The following is a 21,414-nucleotide window of genomic DNA, read 5'->3' on the forward strand; positions in this document are numbered from 1 at the left end:
GTGGAAAAAGCCGGCATCTGCCGGCTTTTTTATATGCTGCGCTGGTTGACCCGCTCAGAAAGCTGCGCGGCACTCTCTTTCCTTTCGCTGTAGCGGTCGGTGAGATAATCACTGCGACCGCGCGTCAGCAGGGTGAACTTCATCAGTTCCTCCATGACGTCCACTATGCGGTCATAATACGAAGAAGGCTTCATGCGGCCATCCTCATCAAACTCGGCCCAGGCTTTTGCCACGGATGACTGATTCGGGATGGTGATCATCCGCATCCAGCGTCCAAGAATACGCATCTGATTTACAGCGTTGAACGACTGTGAGCCGCCGCTGACCTGCATGACGGCCAGGGTTTTTCCCTGTGACGGGCGGACCGCGCCTGACGTCAGCGGTATCCAGTCAATCTGGGCCTTCATGATGCCGGTCATGGCCCCGTGACGCTCCGGAGAGCACCAGACCATGCCTTCCGACCAGAGAACCAGCTCCCGCAGCTCAGCCACTTTCGGGTGCGTCTCCGGCGCATCATCGGGCAGTGGCAGGCCGGACGGGTTGAAAATTTTCACCTCCGCGCCCATGGCCGTCAGCAGCCGGGCACCTTCTTCCGTTGTCAGCCGGCTGTAAGAGCGCGCCCGCAGCGAGCCGTAGAGCATCAGGATGCGGGGCGGATGCGTTATCTCTCTGGCCTTCAGCTTATCTTCCGTCAGCGGCGCGTCCAGGAGGGCCGGATCGATATTTTTCAGGGCATCAGTCAGGTTGTTCACAATGGGGTCTCTTCGGGAGTCTTTGCGGGTGACAGACTGCAGCTGCCGCCTGCGCAGCATTCTTCTGTCAGAAAGGCCATCAATTGCTCAAGCTGCGCATAGCAGGGCCTGCAGAACAGGGTACGACTCTGCCGTTCCTGGCTTATGAGTCCAGCGGATATCAGCGCTGAAAGATGATGGCTGAGCGTGGAGGCAGGAATCTCAAGGTGCTTCTGCAGTTCGCCAACCGGCAGGCCTTCATGACCCGCCCTGACCAGCTCCCGGTATATGCTGAGACGTGTCGGGTGGCCCAGTTCTCGAAGTGCGTTTGCAGCAGTGTTTAAATCCATAATACCTCCTTTATCTATATTTCCAGAATAATAGAAATATAGCCTGCGTCAATCGTTTCTGCCGTGAGGGTACCGCTTTCCCAATCATGCTCTGTCCGCCAGGTTATGGGGGGCAGAGCCAGAGCACTACCGAAATCCTTGCGAATACCCGTGCAGGGAATAATTTCCGCCCCCTTTATGGCCGGAAAAAAAACTGATAAACGTCGCCTTTTCAGAAGGTTGCTTTCTTAACGTGGTTTTTCGCATGGTTGGACCTCAGACCCCGCTGCAGAGCCGTTCCTTCCGGTGAATATCCCGTCTCGATGCTGGCGGCATACACGGCCGGAACAGGTGCAAACAAAGTCAGACTAATAAGCCCCGACAGACAACATCTGCGGAGTGTACGGTTAATTTTTTTCACAGTATTTCCTTAACGGGTGTTTTAAGAAACGCCGGGAACGGGGGAAACTGGCTTTTCCCCGTTCCCGGGGTTGGACAACGACGCCATGCGGAGGCGTCAGGATTTTGTGGTATGCCGAAACCAGTAGCAGACGGGTCCGTCGCCGGTATCGTGGACAGAGCCCAGGAACCAGCCATCATCATCATTCGGCGGTTCCGGTATCCAGCCACGGGCATCCGGGGCTTCATCCGTAAATCCGGCAGCAAAGGCTTCAGGCGCTTCATCGCGCATTGTCATCACAAAGCACTGAAGTTTATGAGTTCTGAGCCAGTAGCTTAATTCTGCGGAAGTTTCACAACCACTGCGTGCCAGCACAGGATGTGTCCAGTACCCCTGTTCATCACGTTTCACTTCGGCGGCGATAATCATTTTTCTTTCTCCTTGCGTTCAGTATGCTCTGTCGTTGAATTCATACCGGTTATGGATTTTTCGGCAGCATCGGCTCCGCGGTATTTCAGAAACTCTCTGACCCTTCTTACCAGCCTCTCTGAATCCCGATCGCGTAGTAGTGGAATACCGGCCTGCCTCAGAACCTCTTCCAGCAGAATATCGCGCCGGATACGGTGTTTTTTCTGGTGTGAGGCATCATCCAGTTCAACTGCGCCGATGATAGCGAAGGTATGGATGTCAACGATGACCACATCGCAGTGCCACTGTGATGCCATCCGGAAGAGTTGCCACCAGGTCCGGGATCGTGGCCGGATATGGGGAGAGAGTGTGGCAATATCTGCCACCCGGACCTGAGGACACAACAGCCAGCGCTTTCGGCTGGTATGCCTCAGTAATGCCCGGAAAAAATGTTGTTCCCGTGGCGTCATCAGTGTGTCATTACCCACCCAGACCCGCTGGCGACACAACCGTTGCTCAGCCTCTGAGGGGCGAATACCCAGGGCTTTCAGTGACATCAGAACCGGGGAAGTCTTCGTTACTGCGCGTCCTTTCAGAAGCAGCACCAGAAACCCCAGCAAACTCAGCACAACAACGGTACTGCCCGCCATCATTAATATCTTTGCCATGTATTTTATTCCCTGATGTTCCTTTCTTTCCCGATGCGTTTTCCTGTCGTCGTCCTCATCTTTCTGTCCCTCTTCTGATAAGGCAGAACTCTGCCGGCAGCCTGTCGAGCAACGCGCGGCGAAATACATTCGGCAGTCCTCTCCCGGCTACAACATCAGCGATCAGAACTGATATGACGCTAATCTGCAGGACGAGGCACAGGACAAAACCAATCTGGTGCACCAGTTCCGCAGCAGGCATATTACGAAGAGCATTAATCAGGCGGATGGCATCCTGTGGGGAACCCCAGGCGAGAATACCGATACCGACCAGCATCACCGCCGGCGTATACAACAGCCCCCGGCTGATAACCCGTCCGGTCAGGCCTGTAAGCTCCCACCTTTGCTGGCGAAACACCTCATCATCCCGGAGGATTTCCCATTCCAGCCGGGCCTTTTCATGGCGCGGCACCTCGGCCACCACCTGAATACCGTCGCGAATACTGACCAGCGGTGAGACCTCTGGCTTTCTCATCCGGTCGATGTGACGGGTATATAGGGCAAGGCCTGCCCAGAACGGCGCAACAGACGATAAAAGCAGATAAAACCCATTCCCCCGAAAAACGGAAGGGAACAGGAGCATAAGAACCATCGCTAGCACGATACCGCAGAAATAACAGAACAGCTGCTGCTGTTTGCGCAGAATAAAATATTTAAACATAGTATCATTCCTTTTTATTTGATGATTTACGCACGATATGAAAGCCTGTGCATTTCATATATCGCACGTCGTGATGTAATAAAATATTGAAATCAGTTAAATACTGACAGTGGATGACTTAAATTGAAAATTGAGCACTTATAAGCGTCTCATCACCCCGGGACGTGGCAGTCCCGAAGCAGCCATTCACGGCACCGAATGGCTTGTCATTCTTCGCGTCTGCCCATACCCGGGCAACACACATGCCTCAGCCACAATGCCTTTCACCCTTTACCTCTCTTTCGTTTGAATATATTTGTTCTGACTATATACGACAATAATAAACACAACAGTCCCTTCCGGACAGGAGTAATACCAGAACGGACGTAGTCACGTATAATAACCACACCATACAGGGTAAATATTTTTAAGAAAACGAGGGGTCTGTCAGGCCAGGAATATTCACAACCTGACAGCTTATATTTATTTCATTACAGATCTTTCCAGTCAGGTAATTTATTCACCTTTCGCCGCCACAGATGAAAAAGTGCCATCGTCAGGCCAAATAACACGCCCGCGATAAGACTGACTTCGCAGGCGAACAGGAGAGGCATCCCCTGGGCCCGCCACACCGTCCAGTACATCCACAGCCCATATCCAAGGGAGAAATAGCCTGTCATTACGACAAAAACCTGCCAGAGCGGAGCAAACGGCAGCGGGGGAATGTTTATCCCCAGCCGCCACAACAGTCGTATCAGAAGCGGTGCATAATTGCTTTTCCACATCTTACGGCTGGCCATTATCGCCAGCGCCTTTTGTTTCCGCGCTTCAAAATCCATTTCCTCTCCTCGATTGTATTCAGCCAGCTGACTGGCTCCGCATACGCTCAGTTCGCAGGAGTTCTTTCATCATGCGCTCGCTGGCGTACTGCGCTTCCTCTGCAGCGACGGTCGCGACGGCATTCCCCTGCAGATCATAGCGGGAGGCCCCCACCTTCATCCGGGACAGATAGCCCGCAGACCGGGTCAGACTCTTCAGGCACTTAATCACCTGTTTATGCGACAGCGGCAGGTCACGGTTCACAATGTCGGCAAACAGCTGTTCGCGCATGCCTGTTGCCAGCAGACGGGGGGAGTTCCCGTCGAACAGCTGTGGCCAGAACGCCTTCAGGGTCATGATGGCCTGTTCCGGCGGCAGCAGGCGAAGATAACGCACCTGAGGTGGCGTCTTTACCGCTTTAACCGGCGCCGGCGCCGCGTTACGCGCGGCGGCTTCTGCCGCTTGTTTAACCTTCTCAAGTTTCTCTTTCTTTGCCTTCCAGGCCGGCGGGGACGAAACCACCACGACCTTCTTACGGCGCACCACACCAGGGACAGGTGTCGCCTCCGCGGGTGCCGTACTGTTCTCCGCCGGTTTTCGTTTCAGGCTCAGTACAGGGCGTTTTTCTTCACTCATAAGGGGCCATATCAATAAAAGCTACAGGTCTGAGGTATACGATACGCTAACGGTATCATCGTTTCACCTCACAATGCAGTGGACACAACGATGATATCCCCTTGTCACGTTTACGGGCAATGTGCCCTCCCCCGGACCTGTGTCCGGTTTTTTTTTACATCGAGATGACAATACCCAGTACCGCCAGGTGCACTGCATAGAACATCACAAAGAAATGCCGCGGCCAGAAGCGTTTCACACGTTCTCCGGCAGATGAACACACGATCAGCGTCAGCAGCGCAATCGCCAGCCCGGCCGCCGATTCACTCACGTTATGCATATTCATCAGCAACACCATGAGGGCCCACAGCACCCCGTATCCCAGCCGTTCCGGTGCATGCTGTGCGCGACAAAGTAGCCAGCTGGCGGTGAGCATGCCCACTCCGGCCATGCCGTAGCTGCCGGTTGACAGGGGTATCCAGGCGACCAGCAGTCCGACCGCCGGGAGGGTGTAATACCAGGACGGCTGGCTGACCCACCGCAGGACCTGGCCCGTGACGGCAAAGGCAAACAGAATATTCCCGGTATACCACGGGTACCCGATGAGCATAAACGACACCTGGGCAACCAGCGCCCAGCCCCACAGGCTGTTCAGCTGCGACTGGCGTATTTCCGCGTGCCGGGCCAGATTCATTCCCCATGCCAGACCAAACAGCGGAAAACAGCCCCGTCCCAGAAGCCGCATTATCTCGTTATTGTGTGCCAGCAGTAACCCGGCATGGTCGGTGACCATCAGGACCAGGGCCACCGTTTTAATCATATCCGTCTGACCCGGTGTCCAGGTCAGTAATGCCTGCAGCCAGCGGTCAGCGGCTCTGAAACCGATTGTGTGTGCTGTCATCTCTGTATCCTTCTCTCTTTTTACCGCGCCCCGGCAGGGGGTCCGGTGTTAACCGGAGGCCCTGCCGGGGCAGACAAGCCGCAGGCGCGTCAGTCACCCCCGAGGGTTTTCTCGCGGTTCAGGTCGCGCACCATGTCCCGCTCCACAGCCTGCAGACGCTCACGCTGCAGACTTTCTGAGGCCACCTGCTGAATCGCCGCCTCCTGGCGCCGGAACTGAGGATCATCCGGTAGCGTCGTTTTCTCCGGGCCCGGCCGGTCACGCTCCAGTCCGCGGATGACATCCCCGATAACCTCTTTCACCCGGTCCGCCGGCTCACCGGCTTTACGCGCCTCCCCGGCCACTTCCCGGGCAGTCTGTTCCGCCTGTTTTTCCATTTCCCGGCGCTGCTGCTCTTCTGCCGCCCGCTGCGCCAGTACCTCTGGCGGGAGGATAATGTCAGCCCCGGCCTGCGGTACCGGACCCACCGGCGCCGGATCAGCCCATACCCGCCCGCCGGTGATGGCCCCGGGGTTCCAGGGGCGGTCATCACCGGCCAGCCGCACCACCACCCCGGTATCGGGATTGTCGCGGGCCATTCTGACCCCCTCCCCCATATTCCCGGCCAGCAGGCTTTCACCATTGCGGCTGTTCTGCAGCGCCACGAACCGGGCGGCATCATTGCCCATAATCCGTCCCTCTCCGCCGATGGCCTCCAGCCGTCCGTCCCTGTCGGTCAGCGGGCTGAGCCAGATACCGGCGGCTTTCCCGTTCTTATCGAATGCCGGCAGCGCCACATGCGGCTGAGGGTACTTTTTCCCCGGGGAAATGAATTTTCCCGGTGAATTTCCCTGTGCCAGACCGGACTGCTGCAGGGCTGCCCGGCCAGCGGCGGTTTCATCCAGTGGCCTTGCCCGCCCGAACAGCAGATCGGCGCTTTTCACCGCCCGGTCGTTACGGGGTTCCAGAATATCGTGCGCCGTCGCTTTCTCAGGTGAATGCTTGATGGCCTTTATCCAGCCCTCACGGCTGTCGGTGTAAACCTGCACATGCTGTTTCATGCGGGATAAAGCGACATAGGCAGACTCAAAGCTGGCCATCTGTTCCCGACCACCGGCCACCCCTTCCAGCGCGATGGCATACGGTTCGCTGGCCCCCTGGGCGCCGTGGGCGGTGATGGCGTAGGCGAGGTCGATATGCTGCTGCGCCTGATCCGCCTTCGGGGTCAGCGTGCGGGTGGTTTTGCCATCAGACAGCGTGACACTGTCACCCGAAACAGACTGCACCTCCCAGATACTGTTGGCCACATAGCCGCGCTCCAGGTCACTTTTGCTGAAGCGCATTCGGTCCCCCTGAGACACGGTGATCTTTTCCTGGCGATAAAGCGTCACACCTTCAGCAGAGGCTTCACGGGGAGAGATATATCGCTCCTTTCCTTCACTGTCTGTCAGGGTGATCAGCTGATTATCCTTATCCACTTTGCTGATACGGTGGTATACGTTATCAACCAGCGCCACCGCCTCCTTGTGAGCCGTCCAGGTCGACAGTTTGCGCAGTTCACCGTCACGGATGTTGCTCGTGACCAGCACCGGCAGGGTGATTTCCTCTTTGCCGGTTTCCCCGTTCTCCCGCCGTGCGTCATGGATCAGACTGTTCAGCGCCCGCCGGTCCTTATTCAGATGGGTGATAATCAGCGTCTGCGACTGTGCCTCCGGGGTCCGTCCGGTATAGTCCTTCACCAGCGCCTCGTAGAGCGTCGCGGGCTGACCTGCCGGCAGGGTTTCCCCCTCGCTCAGCGCCTTTTGTATCGCCTTTTCCTGCGCCGGCGTGAATTCCACCACAGAACTGCCCGGCGCCCAGACGCCTTCTTTTCTCGGCACCTGCTCCGGCGTGACCTGCTCGATGGTGGTCAGGGCGCGGTGCACATCCCGCTCAATCAGGCTGTAGACCGCCGGTCGCAGCTCAGGCACCTGGCGCACAATCTCTTTCATGATGGCAACGTCGGCGGCGCTGCGCTGCTGCATGAGCCTGAACGGCTGGCCCGGCGCGATGGGCTGCAGCTGGTCGTTATCCCCACTGGACACCGCCCGTCCACCGCCGGCGACGATGAGGGAGTGGGCTTTTGCCATATCGGCCAGCCCCACCATTGAGCTCTCGTCGAGCAGGAACAGGGTGTTGCTGAAATCGGGTGTCTGGCCATTGCGCTGCAGCAGCTGCGTGTCGTGGAGGAACGACGCCGTCGTGCGCGCATCCACGCCAGCACTCTGCATTTCCCCGACCGCGCGATGCGTCGGCGCCAGACCGATGACGCGCGGACGGGTCTCTTCCGGCAGCAGACTGATGGCACTCATGACTGCCCGGAACTGGGTGGTTTTCCCCACCCCGGCATACCCCTGAACCACCGTGAACCGGTCCGTGCTTTCCAGAATCATCCGGGTCGCCGCCCGCTGTCCGGCGGTCAGGTCCGTCATCAGACTGGCCGGTACGCGATCCATCAGGGGGGCCACCGCGTCTTTACCTTCCAGCACGTGGGTCAGGATGCTTTTTTCGGCGTCCCAGGTCTGACGGGAAATCAGCAGGTCATTGCCGTGGCCGTGCGCCACCGGTACATTCAGCAACTGCCCCGACCTGATTTGTGCCTGAATGGTCGTGTCGATGTCCGCCATCGGAACCTTCCCGCCCCCGGTTTCCAGCGCTGTCGCCAGCAGCTGGGGCCGGGAGAAGGTCAGTTTCTCACTTTCAAGCAGCGGGATGGCCAGGTGAATGGCCTGTTCTGCCGGGGTACGCAGTCCGGCCTTCTGCTGCGCAATGGCCGCATCCAGGTCCGTCTCGCCGGATCGGGTCTTCAGCTGCTCTGAGACCACGCTGAAGGCGGTATGCCGCGACAGCTTCTCCGTCGTGCGAGCCGCATCCTGCGCCGAGTACAGACGGAGATGACTTCCGCTCTGCGCCAGCTGGTTGAGGGTGGCGTTATCCAGCTCACGCTGCGTCACCGACGCAAAGACCGTTGCCGTCTCGCTAACCGACCTGCCGGGACTTTCCACCCAGCCGTGGCCGATTTTAATCCCGTCAAACACGCCCGCGCCCACGGCCAGGGTCTGCGTGGTTTTCTGCCCCGGACGCTGTACCGTCAGTTGCCCGTCCTCCACTTTCATCACCGTGATGCTTTCCCCGCCCTTCAGGCGTGTGTCCGGTATCTTCCCGAGCACCGCCAGACGTTCCCCCTCGGCCACCGGCAGTGTCTCTGCCCGGAACAGCGTCCACTGGCTGTCGACCGCGGAAACCTTCAGATCCAGACGGACCCCGTCCCGGTCTTTCAGGGTCAGCATATTGCTGCTCGCGGTCACCCGGTCAATGACAAAGCGATCGTGCGTCCGGGTCTCCGGATCCCAGCGTTCCATCACCATCCCCTCCCGGTAATAATCCCGCACGCCCCGGCTTTTGCTGTCCAGCCACACCGGCGTCAGGGCTGTAATGGTCGTGTCTTTCTCACCCAGCACCCCCTCATGTCTGAGGGAGTCACGGATAAGGCCGTTGAGTACGCTCTGTTCACGCGCCCCGCTGATTTGGGCCACGCTTTCCTGCCCTTCACGCACGCTGACGGCAAACTCCTGTGCCAGCCGGCTGTAGCGTGCGCCTTTATCCGGTTCACTGATGATGTCGGCGGTGGTCTGATGGCCACCCTGCCAGCGATACGTATTCACGCCGCTGTCCTTCAGCACCGTCAGCGCGCTGCCGGTCCCGCTGCGCTTCCCGCTGTCGGAGAGCAGGACCTGCACGTTATGGCGCATCGCGCCATCGAGCAGGGAAATCGTTTCCTTCAGGCTCAGCTTCTCCGCCTGATCCACGATGAGTGTTCCGCCCGGAATAAACGCCGTTCCGTCCTGCAGGGCGGATTTACCGGTCACCGTCTCCCCGGCCAGACGCACATCCCCGGCGAGAAAATCACGTGAACGGTTATCGGCCGCCAGGATATGGACGTCGCGCCCCTGCTCCCGGGCCATCAGGGTTAACTCGGCCACCCGCTCCCGCTGGCCGGTTGCACCGCCCTGACCGGAAACGATACCCATGACCGGGCGATCCTGCGCCAGCACGCTGACGGCATCGCTGAAAGGGACCTGGCGCACCACAGACGCATCGGGCGTGACGGAGACATGATTCTGGCGCTGCACCTCCTGACTCAGGGCTTTGACGGCGAGTTCATCGAGAACGTGGATATTTGAGGTGAACAGGCCTTTCTCGCGATCGAGAGGGATAAGCTGCTCCCGTTCAATGGCGGCATCGATACCGGCTCTGGCCAGCTCAAACACACCGTCCTTCGCCTCCAGCTGGCCGACCGTGCGTGCCAGCAGGTCGGCATACGTGAACTGCACCTTGCGGTCGCTGAGACCGGCAATCGCTTTCGTCACCACATCCGTGATATCCGGACCGTCAGTGTTCACCGGCGCGGCAGGTGCACGTGCCAGCTCTGCGGCTCGCGCATCGGCGGCCTCACGGTACCCCCGGATGTCAAACCCGGTCTCCTTCAGCGTGTTCATCCACTCCACCATCTTCTCTGCCGGATCGATGGCTTCTTTCGACTTGCGGGTATCGAGCGCGGCCACATCCCGGGACTTCAGGGAGGCATCGGGTCCTGCAGCCTCCCGGAGCTCCTGACTGCGCGTGGAAAACGACTCAACCGGCACGCCCTCCATCTCCCACATGCCATTCTTACCCGCATCCACTGTCTTGTAACCCATAGACTCAACATCGGCCCTGAGAGAGTTCTGGTATATCTTTCCCAAAGCGATGCGGTTGGCCAGTATGTTTTCGGAAAACCCGGTTTTACCGACGGTATCGCTGGCCAGCGTCTGCCATTTATCGCCGTTCTGTGTCGCATTGATAACCACGCTGTGCGTGTGTATCTGTGGGTCCTGAGCGCGCGATGTATCGTGGTTAAAGCGGGCAATAATCAGATTCCCGGTCAGGACCGTTTCAGAAACGCCATCTCTCTTTACCCGTGTGGAGGCAAGGGACTCCACCTGGTTAAGAGCTACTGTCACCGCGCGATTATGAGCATCGATAAGACGCTTATCGCCGCCCAGCATAGCCAGCATCGATACACTTTTCGGTGCCGAGAAGGTCAGGTCGTAACCGGGCCGGTGCTTATTCACGCCATCCTGTATCCGGGTCAGGTCGCTGCCATCAGGTAGTTTTCCCTGCAGAAGCTCCGTGAAGACCTGCTTGTCTACCTTTCCTTCAAGACCAAGCGCTTCCGCGCCTTTACCCTGCCAGCGCTCGTCCATACTCCCGATAACGTAGTAATTATCCTTGTCCGTATAGTAATTACCGGCACTGCCAGCTGATTTAACCTGGCTGAAACTAAGCATCAGAAGTTCCCCCCAATCTCGACATCATCCTGCTCATCGTGGCGGTGGCTGTGGTTGATATTGACTTCCTCACGCCGCTGCATATCCCGCAGTGTCTGCTCATCAGCCCAGGCGTCATACGCCTGCATGTCCTCGATGACGCCGTCCTTGTTCATACCGGCCGGCAGCATGTCCTGCCCCTGCTCTGCGGACTGCTGCGCCAGCTCCTGTTCTGTCCCGCCTGCAGCTGCAGCAGGGGTACCGGCAGAGGATGCTGTTGCGGCAGCAGCGGCCGCTGCGGCTGCTTTTGGTTTGATCAACGGTACGGTCGTGACCCGCAGGACGGGAGGCTCAGCTGTCCTGGCGGAGGGTTCCGCTGCCGGCATCTTCGTTGTCGCCGGCGCTTTTACCGGTGCCGGAGATACTGTCACTTCTGCTGGTGCAGGCTGACTGACCGGCTCAGGCTGTTCACCGGCGTGACTGTTTGTATCAGCGGTCCCGGATGCCGGCGCATCCGGCGTGAAAAGTGCCCTGGCAAGACTGCCTTCAGCTTCCCGCGCTTCAAGCAACGCACTGAGCCGCGCATCCACCCGCGCATCGAGAGTGCGAGGAATAAATCCCTCGGCAATTTTCGGACGCGGCTTGTATTTGAGGGCCAGTTTCACGGCCGGATACGGCCCGGGCAGCGTGACATAGCAGGACAGGTCAGGCAGCGTCTGAATATCGGAGTAACTGACCAGCGTTTCCCGCTCTTTTTCTTTCCCGGTCGATACACCATCACGCACCGGGTCAGCACCGTAGGAGTACTGCTCACTGGCCTTGAGGATTTCCTTCTCACCAATTTCACCGGCAGCAAACTCCGCAATCTCCTTACTCGGGGAGCGGAAGAAGGCCCGGGTGTTCATCACGTCAAAGAGCGTGGCGGCAGGCTTGACGCCATAGATATCTTCCAGCTGGGCATAGGACTGAATACCGAACACATAACAACCACCAAATTTACGCGCCTCCGGGAGGATTTCGACCAGGTCCGGCAGCTTGTGCAGCGTGGGGAGCTCGTCGGCGAAAATCCACACGCGCCGGTTACGGTTCTCCCCCATCGCCAGCAGGCCGCGGATAGCAATTGACAGCCACATCGAGATAACCGGCTTCAGGGAAGCATGGGTGTCAGCGTTGGAGGAGATAAACAGCCAGCCATTGGGTCGGTCCTCACGGACACCGCGCATCCAGTCCCGGATAGTGAACGGCTCGCCGTTCTTCTCAATGCCCTGCAGGTAGCGAATAGCCTTGACGTAGTTGGTCAGCACGGCACGAATGGAGATGGCCGTTTTCTCAATTTTCTCTTCAACCAGGTTCGCTGCCGGCGTGTTCTGCAGATAGGCGCGCAGCTTGTCGATTTTAATGGACAGCATGGTATCGACCAGCTTCTCGTAGCTGCGATCCTTGTCTTCACGCATCAGGTACGCGCCTTCGGCAAAGATAGTGCGACCGGAGCCCTGCCAGAACGGGTCTTCTTTGGTACCCATCGGGATAAGGGTGTTGGAGATGTTGTCGAAGTCCGGCAGCGTCAGGCACTCTTTCCACAAATCCCAGGCCGCGCAGCGCGAATCCAGCGGGTTGAGGATTTTATCCAGTGACGGGTCATAATAGCTTTTGACGAACTCACAGGAGCGATCATAAATGATGGCCATATCGCCACGTGCACGCACGTAGTTCAGTAGCCGGCGGATCACTTCTGATTTACCGGAGCCTACGGTACCGTGGAGGCAGAAGTTCTGGATTTCGGAGTTTTTAAGAATAGGCAGATCGCCAATTTTAATATCGGAGGCCATACCATCACGCTTCATCTGGCGGGCCACTTCTTTGGGCTTATCGGAAAGCTGGCGCCCGCCGGTATTCTCATCCTCACTCTGCTGTTTCCCCTGGCGGCCCAGCACCCAGCTGGCGATGAAGAACGTCACGATACAGATAACAAGAGAAACCACGGCTGCAAAGACGAAACTGGTCCACAGCTGCTCTCCGCACCAGATAGTATATTTATCAGCCAGGATTTGTTCTGAGGTATATTCCAGCGACTGGCCGTAATACTGAATGGTGTATACCGGCTGGGAACGAATAATATCGCGCATCGGACCCAGCGTCGTACACCACCAGTATACGCAGCCGTTCACAAAGGTTTGCCAGCTGAGCCGGTACATCAGCATCAGCCCGCACAGCACCCAGAATAAAATAAACAGCACGTAGAAAATAATATTGGCAATCTGACCAAACATGCGAAAGCGCATATTGGCGATCTGACCGCCCTGCGTCATATCTTTGGCATTGAAACTCATGGCACTAATCCGTCAGTAAAGTATTAGGGTCGGAAGGACAAATTAATCAGCGGAAATACACCGGCACAAAACAGGATTACAGTCATGCCCGGATCCATTGATGGCCAGGCCGGATACTGACTTCTATTAAGAGGTTATGCAGAAGGTATAGCCCTCTGAGCCAGGGCAGTGCCCGCCTTTAATATACGACTTCGCCACCTGCCGTCCGGCCTCATCGACCAGGGCATACAGTGTGGATGGCAATGTTTCAGTCGTGTACTGCAGGCAGACGCAGTAGCATTTCACCGGATGTTTAATCATATCCGGACGTTCAAACCAGCCGGTTGACGGGAAAATCCGTGTGCCGAAGAGCCTGTCAGAAGGAAACTGAGTCTGCACGGACCAGGCAAACACGTCGTCAGCGCTGTCGCGGCGATTGACGCCGGGGATATACAGATTTTCTGCTTCGCGGACAACACGGGAGGCAAGAGAGGACAAGGCGGAGTCATCCGTGCTGGCCGGGCCTTCCACACATATGGAAAGATGGAAGTATTCCGGTTTGCTCTGTACTTCTGGCTTTGCATCGGAAATAACTGACGCCGTGTTTCGCTTACGCTCCACGGAAGACGTCATTATTTTTCGGAAAAAGACACCTGCGATGAAAACAAGCAGAAGAATAACTAACGCGCTGCAGATATACATGATGTGGTCACTGAAGAGAGAACAGACCTCGCGATGTGACAGGGAATCAATTCCCCCCGCTGCAGGATGTGGGTAAATATCGCCAGGCATCAGTTCATGTGTATCAAGAGACCTGACAGGCACAGATATTGTCATAAATAACCTCTGTTCAAATAAAGACGAAAAGACTCCGCCGAAGGCGGCAACGCCTCACAGATGCACAAATAAATTGCGCAACTGTTCACCGTTTAGATGTAGAATTAACTGATTATTTGACGAATGAATTCTGACACGCCGGAAAGGTGATGCCAGTCTGGTCCGGAGTACCCGGGCCGTGGAATAGAACGTTTACAGGATATTAGCGATCGATTTTGCCAGCTGGTCTTCAAGAACAGGCTGGGCTTCAGGGAACTTGAGGTTAACTTTATTCGCGTTAGAGACGACGCGAGTCTGGTATTTATGCTGATTACCCGTTTCAGTACTTGTCTGCACTTTTGCTCCGGATGTTCCCTGACGTAATACGGCCACGTTATCAGTCTGAACCTGTGTTTTGGTTCTTTCCGCGATCTGTACATCGGTGATCATGGTGTAGTTCACATCTTCCACCATCGCGTCAGCCGCCATTACGACCAGACCGGCTGCAAGCCCTACTCCCAGGGTTGCTCCCGCGGAACTGGAGTTGTAAGCGGTAATCCCCGCCCCAAGAGCGGCGCCTGTCACAGCGCCCTCATAACCCCGGCTTAACCAGCCCTGAGACTCACGAAGGGCTTTGTTGAATAAATCGAACTTTTGCTGAGTTGAAGGATCAGATCACGCATCTTCCCGACAACGCAGACCGTTCCGTGGCAAAGCAAAAGTTCAAAATCACCAACTGGCCCACCTACAATAAAGCCCTCATCAACCGTGGCTCCATAACTTTCTGGCTGGATGATGAAGCTATTCAGGCCTGGTATGAGTCAGCAACACCTTCTTCACGAGGCAGACCTCAGCGCTATTCTGACCTTGCCATCACGACTGTGCTGGTCATTAAACGCGTGTTCAGGCTGACCCTGCGGGCTGCGCAGGGTTTTATTGATTCCATTTTTGCCCTGATGAACGTTCCGTTGCGCTGCCCGGATTACACCAGTGTCAGTAAGCGGGCAAAGTCGGTTAATGTCAGTTTCAAAACGTTCACCCGGGGTGAAATCGCGCATCTGGTGATTGATTCCACCGGGCTGAAGGTCTTTGGTGAAGGCGAGTGGAAAGTCAAAAAGCATGGCCAGGAACGCCGCCGTATCTGGCGTAAGCTGCATCTCGCCGTTGACAGTAAAACACATGAAATCATCTGCGCTGACCTGTCGCTGAACAATGTGACGGACTCAGAGGCCTTCCCGGGTCTTATCCGGCAGACTCACAGAAAAATCAGGGCAGCATCGGCAGACGGCGCTTACGACACCCGGCTCTGTCACGATGAACTGCGCCGCAAGAAAATCAGCGCGCTTATCCCGCCCCGAAAAGGCGCGGGTTACTGGCCCGGTGAATATGCAGACCGTAACCGTGCTGTTGCGAATCAGCGGCTGACCGGGAGTAATGCGCGGTGGAAATGGACAACAGACTACAACCGTCGCTCGATAGCGGAAACGGCGATGTACCGGGTAAAACAGCTGTTCGGAGGTTCACTGACGCTGCGTGACTACGATGGTCAGGTTGCGGAGGCTATGGCCCTGGTACGAGCGCTGAACAAAATGACGAAAGCAGGTATGCCTGAAAGCATGCGTATTGCCTGAAAACACAACCCGCTACGGGGGAGACTTACCCGAAATCTGATTTATTCAACAAAGCCCTCACGAAGGTCCATTTTATCGGCCTTGAGCACATTCGCCTGGATCCAGTAGCCCGCCGTATCGGGGTTACTGACGACCTGATATCCCTTTGAAGTGACAGCGCTGGCAATTTTTGCCTGCAGGCCACTCATATCCTTATCGGAGGTATTTTTGATTTGCAGATAAACCGTCTTATTATTTGAAGGTTCCAGCCAGATTGTTTCGCTCATCTGGGTTTTTACCCAGATTTCTCTTTTTAATGGCGGTTCCCATTGCACTACATCCAGATAACACCAGCGCAGAGCTGACGACCATAACAGCCATGACTTTATTAAGCTTCATCCTGAATCCTTGTGACAGAATCAATACGAGTGAATACACATTCTCTTATCATTTCGGAATGCGCATTCACTATATACGAATTTTAAACGAGATATAAAAACTAATTACAGCCTGAGAAACCAATAATAACAAAGGAAACTTTTAGCCTGTTAACAAACTACCATAATTGATAGGTTGCATCTGGATGATTACCCCCCCAACTTTTCTACTCGAAAAGAATTTATTGCAGAGGTGAGTAATGATAGCTGATATCGTCCAAAATCCAGATTCATGACAAAACCAAAAAAAACGGACGTTAAAATAACCATAAATGCAAAAGAGAATGGTGAGTCATAAAACACTCTATTACAAATAGCCAATAACATAATCACCGTCATGTAAACAACAGCATAAATAAAAACTTTCTTAGCAAAAAAACGATATACATCCGATTTTTCTCTAAAATTTTTCGGAACTGACAAAAACAGAGAACGTGAACTGGCAATGCCCAGGAGCATAATGGTACTGACCCCAACAGGAAAAACCAAAACATGAAACATATACTTTCCTGACAAATACACAGTATCCACACTAATTACAGCGCAAAGTATATTCCATGCAACTAACACTACGCCTGGCCAAAGGCACTCCCAAAAAGATGGAATTTCAGCCTTCCCTTGTGAAAGTAGACTTTTCAGTTCCTCCACTTCCTCAATAAGTATTTTGTTCGTAATCATCATTTTTACCTTTTACCATCAAGATAATCCTTTTGAATTTTCGCCGCTTTCGCCTCTAACTCAGCAGGCGAGTCAGCTCCTGGTAAAGTTTTCACCTTACTCTTTCTTTCATTATAATCACCTTTAAACTCATTTGCTTTTGTTTTATGGTCCTTTTCCATTTCAGCATTCTCATTTTTCACCTCTGCGCCTTGCCGTTGTATGTTTTCACGGGTTTCCTGATGCTGTTGTTTATTCTCTGTAATCATCCCATCCACTTTCTGACCCACATTATCCTTAATATCTGCCCGTTGCGTCATCGCATCGATACGGGCGGAATTATGTCTGTAGTCGGCCATTACCGAACCATTGTCTCCACCTCCTGACACCCCTGTCATATTCTGTCCGATGCTTTCACGCCCCTGTTGATATGCAGCATCAACCCTGGGTTCTACCTGCTCTTTGACGAATTCACGCGCCAGGGCTTCACGCTGCGCCGCAATTTCAGGAGAACTGGTATTGGTCAGAATGGCCTCGGCATCCTGTGGAGCACGATGCTGAACAAAGTTCGCAAACTGCTGAGTCAGGTTTTCGTTCATCTGGCCAGTCATGCTCTCTGTGCGTGACGCCATCTCACTGTATTCATGGCTGCGTGTCCGGCTGGTTGTATACTGGTCATAGCTGTTTTTGGCACTGGAGAGTGACGCGGCAAACTGGTCAACACGCGAGCTGGCATTATTATCGGTAATATTGCCCGATGTGGTGGTTTTGCGGCTGGTAAAGTAATCGGATGCTTCCTTAAAGTCTTTCGCTGCCTGACTGCTGGTATCATGCCGGCTGTCATGAGATTCCCGACCGGAAGTTCCAACGTTATCTGTATTACCTGAGCTGTGGGCCCAACCCACACTGCCTTTAAATCCGGCCTCAGCAGATAATCCAGTTCCCCATTTACCTAGCTTACCAAACAGCTGATCCCCTGAACTCCACTTACCTGATCCGAATAAATCAACGCCCTGCGTACTTTTAGCCGAATCATCCATCAACTGCTGGAAAGACTCCTCATTACTGATATTGTTGGCTTTCGCATTAGCAACAACCGCATTCCACATCTTGCTTCTGGCCATCGAATCCTGCGAAGACTCGGTAGTATCGGCCCCAGTCGTTGTTGATGTGCTGTTCCCTTTATTGGTGCCAAATTGCTGCAGACTATTCCAGGCACTTGTCACGCTGCTGTTATAGCCATGCAGCGCGCTTTCGGCCTGGACATCAGCCTCACGGGCCATCTGTTGCTGCGCACTGGCTATCTGACGACCGACGTTGATATCCACCGGCAGTTTTGACATTGCACCACCACTGTCCCAGACCATCGATCCATCCCGCGTCTGCGTGCTCATACCCCCATTCGCCAGCTGCCGCGACATCTGTCCGAAACTGGTTGTACTGTTGGTACCCCAGCTGTAGCCGCTGACGTTCTCCATCTGCATGTTGGCGAAAGAGTAATTCCCGTCCACCACGCCGGAGGCCGCCTGCGATGTTGCACTGAGCCCCGAAGAAGAAAAATGGCTGTAGGCACTGGAGAAAGCGGCCCCCATGCTCTTCACGATCCCCCACGACAAGGGCGGTATCATCACGGCAATATAACCCGCGGTGGTCGCAATATCCGAGTTTTTGAGCTGAACCTGCGACAACTCAGAGAGAACAACCGGCACGCCATTTTGCTTCGCATAGTAGGCCATCGCGCTGTTCAGGATGGCGAACAGTAATGGCCACGTCTGCAGCCAGATAAGCGCAAACACATACCCTTTAAGCACCTGCAGCGTCATCATGTTAAACATGGCGGCCATCACCATGATCGGGAACATCCCAATCATTAAACCCATAATGACGGTCTGCATCAGTGGAAGTGCGCGAAGCGCCTGGTGCCCCATTGTGGCCTGTGCCAGCCGCTGCTTTTCAAGGGATGATGTGTTAGCCATATTGACCAGACTGGCGGTGTCCCCGCTGCGGGCCGCATAACTCTGGATCCCACTGCGCAGGGCGTTCATCGTGACGTTCTGGCGGATAATCTGCCCGGCGCTCTGTCCCGAGCTGTAGAAGTAATTGTAGCTGTCGCCAATCATCTGGCTGAAAAGCAGATCGGGATTAGGTTTGCCGCCAAACAGCTGACGAACATAGTAGTTCCAGGTTTTCCCGCCTGTCTGAGTATCCAGCGCAAGAGCCGATTTCAGATCCCGTGAGGCCTCTTCGCATGTCTGGAACTGGTTGTTTTTATCAAACACGCCACGCAGTGGGCTTGGGTTTGCAAAAATCAGGGTATACGGATCAGGTGAATTCAGTAATTCTTCAAAAGAGTACTTATGATTGAGGAAAATATCGCCCATCACACAGTTTTGTACGTAATCGGAAAACAGCGTCGTAATCTGAGGATTTTGTGACAAAAAATCCGTACTTTTCGCGACCAGATTACTGCCAAATAACATCCCCGTTTTACTGTACGTGACACTGTCCGGCAGCGCGAAGACCATCTCATAACTCTGGATAAGCGCGTTTCCTACCCGTGTTGTCAGCGACGCCGGAATCGCCAGACCAATAGGCACATTATCGACTTCATAGACCTGCGCAACGTTACTGTAATCGATGATCTGCACAGGGGTACGAATGACAACCAGCATAGAGACCAGGGTGAGGGAAAAGACCCAGCCAATAAGGTCCATTACGTTGTGTTTTTTTACCCAGTTCCCCGCCACAATGAGTACCGAGATGGCGATACACATCTTTTCTATAGTCGACCATGTGCTGGTCCCCATAAACGCCGCAATCGCGTTCAGGTTGCCCCGTAACCAGTCGCCGCCAGCAATGGCATATATCTCAAGCATTACAGATTCCCCCCAAAATGATAGTTATTCTGGTAGCGGGTCATCATGCGGGCAGAGACCTGCTGGCGCATGTAACTCATTTGTCTGTCAACCACAAGCAAGGCGTCCTGCTGAACCTGAACACGGGACTGAAAAGCGGCAATCTGGACACTCGCCTGATTGAGGTTTTCCATGATCATATCCATTGTCGACTGGGGATAATTACCGGTTGAAACCATCGCCCGGGCCTGCTGGATAAGTTCCTGAATGTACTGCAGCAGGATGTCGTAGTCGATATAGTCCGTCAGCTGGTAAATAAGTGAGTTAGACACCCCGAGCATCTGCGGATCGACCAGGTATTTGAATACCGGAATGGTGGTGCTGGAGATAAACCCTTTCTCCTGATCCGTCAGTTTTTCATCAGCCACTGCTTTATTCTGGATACTGCTTAACAAAGCGGAAATCTGGCTTTTTAGCGCTTTATTGGAAGTGATGGTCACGGTCGCATCAGCAACGACCTTAAGACACTTATCCGAATCATTGCAGTGGTAGATTTTAGCCGTGCCGCCCTCCATCATAGCTCTAATCAGATCCTGGTCAGTGGTGCGTGCCGGCAGCGGCGTGATTTCACTGTTCTCCCCGAAAATCAGCGTACCGGTGAGCGTCATGATGAATTCCTTCAGCTCCTTATTGCCGTCGAAGAGCCGGTTCTTCGATAAGGCATTCCACATGATGTTGATGTTTTTCATCACACGTTCTTTGTCTTTATCGCTGGCCTTATCCTGGACGCTGTCCATCTTGCCGCCCACCGTACAACCCTGGCGCGACGCGGCCCAGTCCGAAAAGATATTGCTTTCACCGGCAATGTCCTGGCAGACCTTTTGTTGAGCGACCTGGGTACGAGGAAACAGGCCACCCACAATTCCCTGAGCAGCCTGGCAGGAACTGAGGTTCATGCTGTTCATGTCAGTGGCCATCTTTTGAAGGAAGTCCTTTGCGGTTTTAATCTCCGGTACCGTGGTTTGCAAAGCGAGATCAAAAAAGTACCCCGCGGCGTTGCTCATGATTTGTTTTGCGAACCGCTGCAGCTGCTCGCTGTTGATAAAGGAGAACGCCCCCAGGTACGCATCGATGCCGCCGCAGCCGGCGTTAATATCCGGCAGGGTCATGCTGACCAGCTGGATCGTTTTCACCTGCGTTCTGGCATACAGCGAACCGCCAGAGGCATAACCCGCCGCCTGCCCCTGCCAGACCTGTGGCTGGCTGGTATTGGACGCAAACCCGAGCTTATTGAAGAAGTTATTCATGTCGCCATTCACATCGGCGGCGGCGCTAAATGACAGGCCAAGCGCGGCACCGCAGAAAAGTGACAGAAGTTTAATTCGCATCCTGTCCTCCATTACGCACAGCATTCTTTTTAACTCTGTCATTTCTCAGAATAAAAAGGGTCTTAAGGTGATAACTGAAAAAATTGCGGATCGCTAATGTCACTCCGGCAACAAAGAACCCCACCCCAACAGCGATCAGCGCATAAGGGATGGCGTACATCATAATATTCCACAGGTCTTTTACTCGCAGGTCACCGCTGGCTATCCAGTCATCCACGCAGAGATTAAATAAAATTCTCATTATCCATAACAACAGAGCACCTGCAGTGAGAAACACAATGAATAATTCCAGATAGATTTCCAGACGCCTTTCCCGGTGAATAAATTCCGGCTTCAGTTGTTCTATTTTTTCTGCTGATGTCTGCCCGGGTGCTTTTAAACTGGCTGGAAATAAAAACGCATACAGTCCCGTCGAACGTATATATTTGTTCATGGCTATTTTCCTTAATCACTTGCTAAGACCGG

General features: G+C 54.6%; 16 protein-coding genes and 3 pseudogenes. 1 reads left to right on the forward strand and 18 read right to left on the reverse strand.

Features of this window, described 5'->3' with window-relative positions; genetic code table 11:
* Positions 1 to 29: 29 nt before the first annotated feature.
* The 13 genes and pseudogenes from arsH to traT (B8P98_RS28765) all read right to left on the reverse strand — a co-directional run.
* A complete protein-coding gene (arsH, locus tag B8P98_RS28705) occupies positions 30 to 743 on the reverse strand; it encodes an arsenical resistance protein ArsH (protein ID WP_025801347.1) in 714 nt (237 codons plus the stop codon).
* Between the two features lie 5 nt (positions 744 to 748).
* Positions 749 to 1,081: an ArsR/SmtB family transcription factor gene (locus tag B8P98_RS28710; protein WP_001549890.1), complete on the reverse strand. Its 333-nt coding sequence runs from the start codon at positions 1,079 to 1,081 to the stop codon at positions 749 to 751.
* Between the two features lie 250 nt (positions 1,082 to 1,331).
* Positions 1,332 to 1,472: pseudogene (locus B8P98_RS31765) on the reverse strand (phospholipase D family protein); the annotation flags it as partial.
* A 105-nt stretch (positions 1,473 to 1,577) separates the two neighbouring features.
* Positions 1,578 to 1,889 carry a hypothetical protein gene (locus B8P98_RS28720; RefSeq protein ID WP_009309887.1) on the reverse strand — a complete coding sequence of 104 codons (312 nt, stop codon included), beginning with the start codon at positions 1,887 to 1,889 and terminating at the stop codon, positions 1,578 to 1,580.
* Positions 1,886 to 2,536: a DUF2726 domain-containing protein gene (locus B8P98_RS28725; RefSeq protein WP_009309886.1), complete on the reverse strand. Its 651-nt coding sequence runs from the start codon at positions 2,534 to 2,536 to the stop codon at positions 1,886 to 1,888. Before B8P98_RS28725 ends, B8P98_RS28720 begins: the two co-directional genes overlap by 4 nt.
* Before the next feature lie 55 nt (positions 2,537 to 2,591).
* Positions 2,592 to 3,236 carry a hypothetical protein gene (locus B8P98_RS28730; protein WP_009309885.1) on the reverse strand — a complete coding sequence of 215 codons (645 nt, stop codon included), beginning with the start codon at positions 3,234 to 3,236 and terminating at the stop codon, positions 2,592 to 2,594.
* 470 nt (positions 3,237 to 3,706) lie between these two features.
* Complete coding sequence (locus B8P98_RS28735) at positions 3,707 to 4,054, reverse strand: DUF6404 family protein (protein WP_009309884.1); 348 nt, start codon at positions 4,052 to 4,054, stop codon at positions 3,707 to 3,709.
* Positions 4,055 to 4,073: 19 nt separating this feature from the next.
* Entirely contained in the window at positions 4,074 to 4,670 is a 597-nt protein-coding gene (locus tag B8P98_RS28740) for a fertility inhibition protein FinO (protein WP_009309883.1), read from the reverse strand.
* A 154-nt stretch (positions 4,671 to 4,824) separates the two neighbouring features.
* On the reverse strand, positions 4,825 to 5,550 hold the full coding sequence (gene traX, locus B8P98_RS28745) for a type-F conjugative transfer system pilin acetylase TraX (protein WP_009309882.1): 726 nt from the start codon (positions 5,548 to 5,550) through the stop codon (positions 4,825 to 4,827).
* Between the two features lie 89 nt (positions 5,551 to 5,639).
* Positions 5,640 to 10,898 carry a conjugative transfer relaxase/helicase TraI gene (traI, locus tag B8P98_RS28750; protein ID WP_095033678.1) on the reverse strand — a complete coding sequence of 1,753 codons (5,259 nt, stop codon included), beginning with the start codon at positions 10,896 to 10,898 and terminating at the stop codon, positions 5,640 to 5,642.
* Complete coding sequence (gene traD, locus B8P98_RS28755) at positions 10,898 to 13,207, reverse strand: type IV conjugative transfer system coupling protein TraD (protein ID WP_023313941.1); 2,310 nt, start codon at positions 13,205 to 13,207, stop codon at positions 10,898 to 10,900. Before traD ends, traI begins: the two co-directional genes overlap by 1 nt.
* A 126-nt stretch (positions 13,208 to 13,333) precedes the next feature.
* Complete coding sequence (locus tag B8P98_RS31330) at positions 13,334 to 14,023, reverse strand: hypothetical protein (RefSeq protein ID WP_013023831.1); 690 nt, start codon at positions 14,021 to 14,023, stop codon at positions 13,334 to 13,336.
* Positions 14,024 to 14,215: 192 nt separating this feature from the next.
* Positions 14,216 to 14,632, reverse strand: a pseudogene (gene traT / locus B8P98_RS28765) (complement resistance protein TraT); the annotation flags it as partial.
* A 32-nt stretch (positions 14,633 to 14,664) separates the two neighbouring features.
* Here traT (B8P98_RS28765) and B8P98_RS28770 point away from each other — a divergent pair.
* Positions 14,665 to 15,633, forward strand: a complete 969-nt coding sequence (locus B8P98_RS28770) for an IS5 family transposase (RefSeq protein ID WP_015958259.1) — start codon at positions 14,665 to 14,667, stop codon at positions 15,631 to 15,633.
* 56 nt (positions 15,634 to 15,689) lie between these two features.
* Here the strand turns inward: B8P98_RS28770 and traT (B8P98_RS28775) are convergent.
* From traT (B8P98_RS28775) to trbF, 5 genes and pseudogenes are all read right to left on the reverse strand, one after another.
* Positions 15,690 to 16,011, reverse strand: a pseudogene (traT, locus tag B8P98_RS28775) (complement resistance protein TraT); the annotation flags it as partial.
* A 188-nt stretch (positions 16,012 to 16,199) separates the two neighbouring features.
* The gene (locus B8P98_RS28785; protein WP_032409657.1) at positions 16,200 to 16,727 is read right to left on the reverse strand and encodes a conjugal transfer protein TraS; all 528 of its coding nucleotides are present in this window, start codon (positions 16,725 to 16,727) and stop codon (positions 16,200 to 16,202) included.
* A 5-nt stretch (positions 16,728 to 16,732) separates the two neighbouring features.
* Entirely contained in the window at positions 16,733 to 19,582 is a 2,850-nt protein-coding gene (traG, locus tag B8P98_RS28790) for a conjugal transfer mating-pair stabilization protein TraG (protein ID WP_023287129.1), read from the reverse strand.
* Positions 19,582 to 20,961 carry a conjugal transfer pilus assembly protein TraH gene (gene traH / locus B8P98_RS28795; RefSeq protein WP_167382709.1) on the reverse strand — a complete coding sequence of 460 codons (1,380 nt, stop codon included), beginning with the start codon at positions 20,959 to 20,961 and terminating at the stop codon, positions 19,582 to 19,584. The genes traG and traH overlap by 1 nt, the downstream gene beginning before the upstream one ends.
* Entirely contained in the window at positions 20,939 to 21,382 is a 444-nt protein-coding gene (gene trbF, locus B8P98_RS28800; RefSeq protein WP_023287131.1) for an F-type conjugal transfer protein TrbF, read from the reverse strand. Before trbF ends, traH begins: the two co-directional genes overlap by 23 nt.
* Positions 21,383 to 21,414 lie beyond the last annotated feature (32 nt).

The sequence above is a fragment of the Klebsiella quasivariicola genome, assembly GCF_002269255.1.
Classification (GTDB): Bacteria; Pseudomonadota; Gammaproteobacteria; order Enterobacterales; family Enterobacteriaceae; genus Klebsiella; species Klebsiella quasivariicola.

Excerpts from the sequence above, each read along its gene's own strand:
- traX (WP_009309882.1), bottom strand. The coding sequence starts at position 5,550 with ATGACAGCACACACAATCGGTTTCAGAGCCGCTGACCGCTGGCTGCAG.
- B8P98_RS28710 (WP_001549890.1), bottom strand. The coding sequence starts at position 1,081 with ATGGATTTAAACACTGCTGCAAACGCACTTCGAGAACTGGGCCACCCG.
- traI (WP_095033678.1), bottom strand. The coding sequence starts at position 10,898 with ATGCTTAGTTTCAGCCAGGTTAAATCAGCTGGCAGTGCCGGTAATTAC.
- B8P98_RS28740 (WP_009309883.1), bottom strand. The coding sequence starts at position 4,670 with ATGAGTGAAGAAAAACGCCCTGTACTGAGCCTGAAACGAAAACCGGCG.
- B8P98_RS28725 (WP_009309886.1), bottom strand. The coding sequence starts at position 2,536 with ATGGCAAAGATATTAATGATGGCGGGCAGTACCGTTGTTGTGCTGAGT.
- traG (WP_023287129.1), bottom strand. The coding sequence starts at position 19,582 with ATGCTTGAGATATATGCCATTGCTGGCGGCGACTGGTTACGGGGCAAC.
- traD (WP_023313941.1), bottom strand. The coding sequence starts at position 13,207 with ATGAGTTTCAATGCCAAAGATATGACGCAGGGCGGTCAGATCGCCAAT.
- B8P98_RS28720 (WP_009309887.1), bottom strand. The coding sequence starts at position 1,889 with ATGATTATCGCCGCCGAAGTGAAACGTGATGAACAGGGGTACTGGACA.
- B8P98_RS28735 (WP_009309884.1), bottom strand. The coding sequence starts at position 4,054 with ATGGATTTTGAAGCGCGGAAACAAAAGGCGCTGGCGATAATGGCCAGC.
- B8P98_RS28785 (WP_032409657.1), bottom strand. The coding sequence starts at position 16,727 with ATGATTACGAACAAAATACTTATTGAGGAAGTGGAGGAACTGAAAAGT.
- B8P98_RS28730 (WP_009309885.1), bottom strand. The coding sequence starts at position 3,236 with ATGTTTAAATATTTTATTCTGCGCAAACAGCAGCAGCTGTTCTGTTAT.
- trbF (WP_023287131.1), bottom strand. The coding sequence starts at position 21,382 with ATGAACAAATATATACGTTCGACGGGACTGTATGCGTTTTTATTTCCA.
- B8P98_RS31330 (WP_013023831.1), bottom strand. The coding sequence starts at position 14,023 with ATGACAATATCTGTGCCTGTCAGGTCTCTTGATACACATGAACTGATG.
- traH (WP_167382709.1), bottom strand. The coding sequence starts at position 20,961 with ATGGAGGACAGGATGCGAATTAAACTTCTGTCACTTTTCTGCGGTGCC.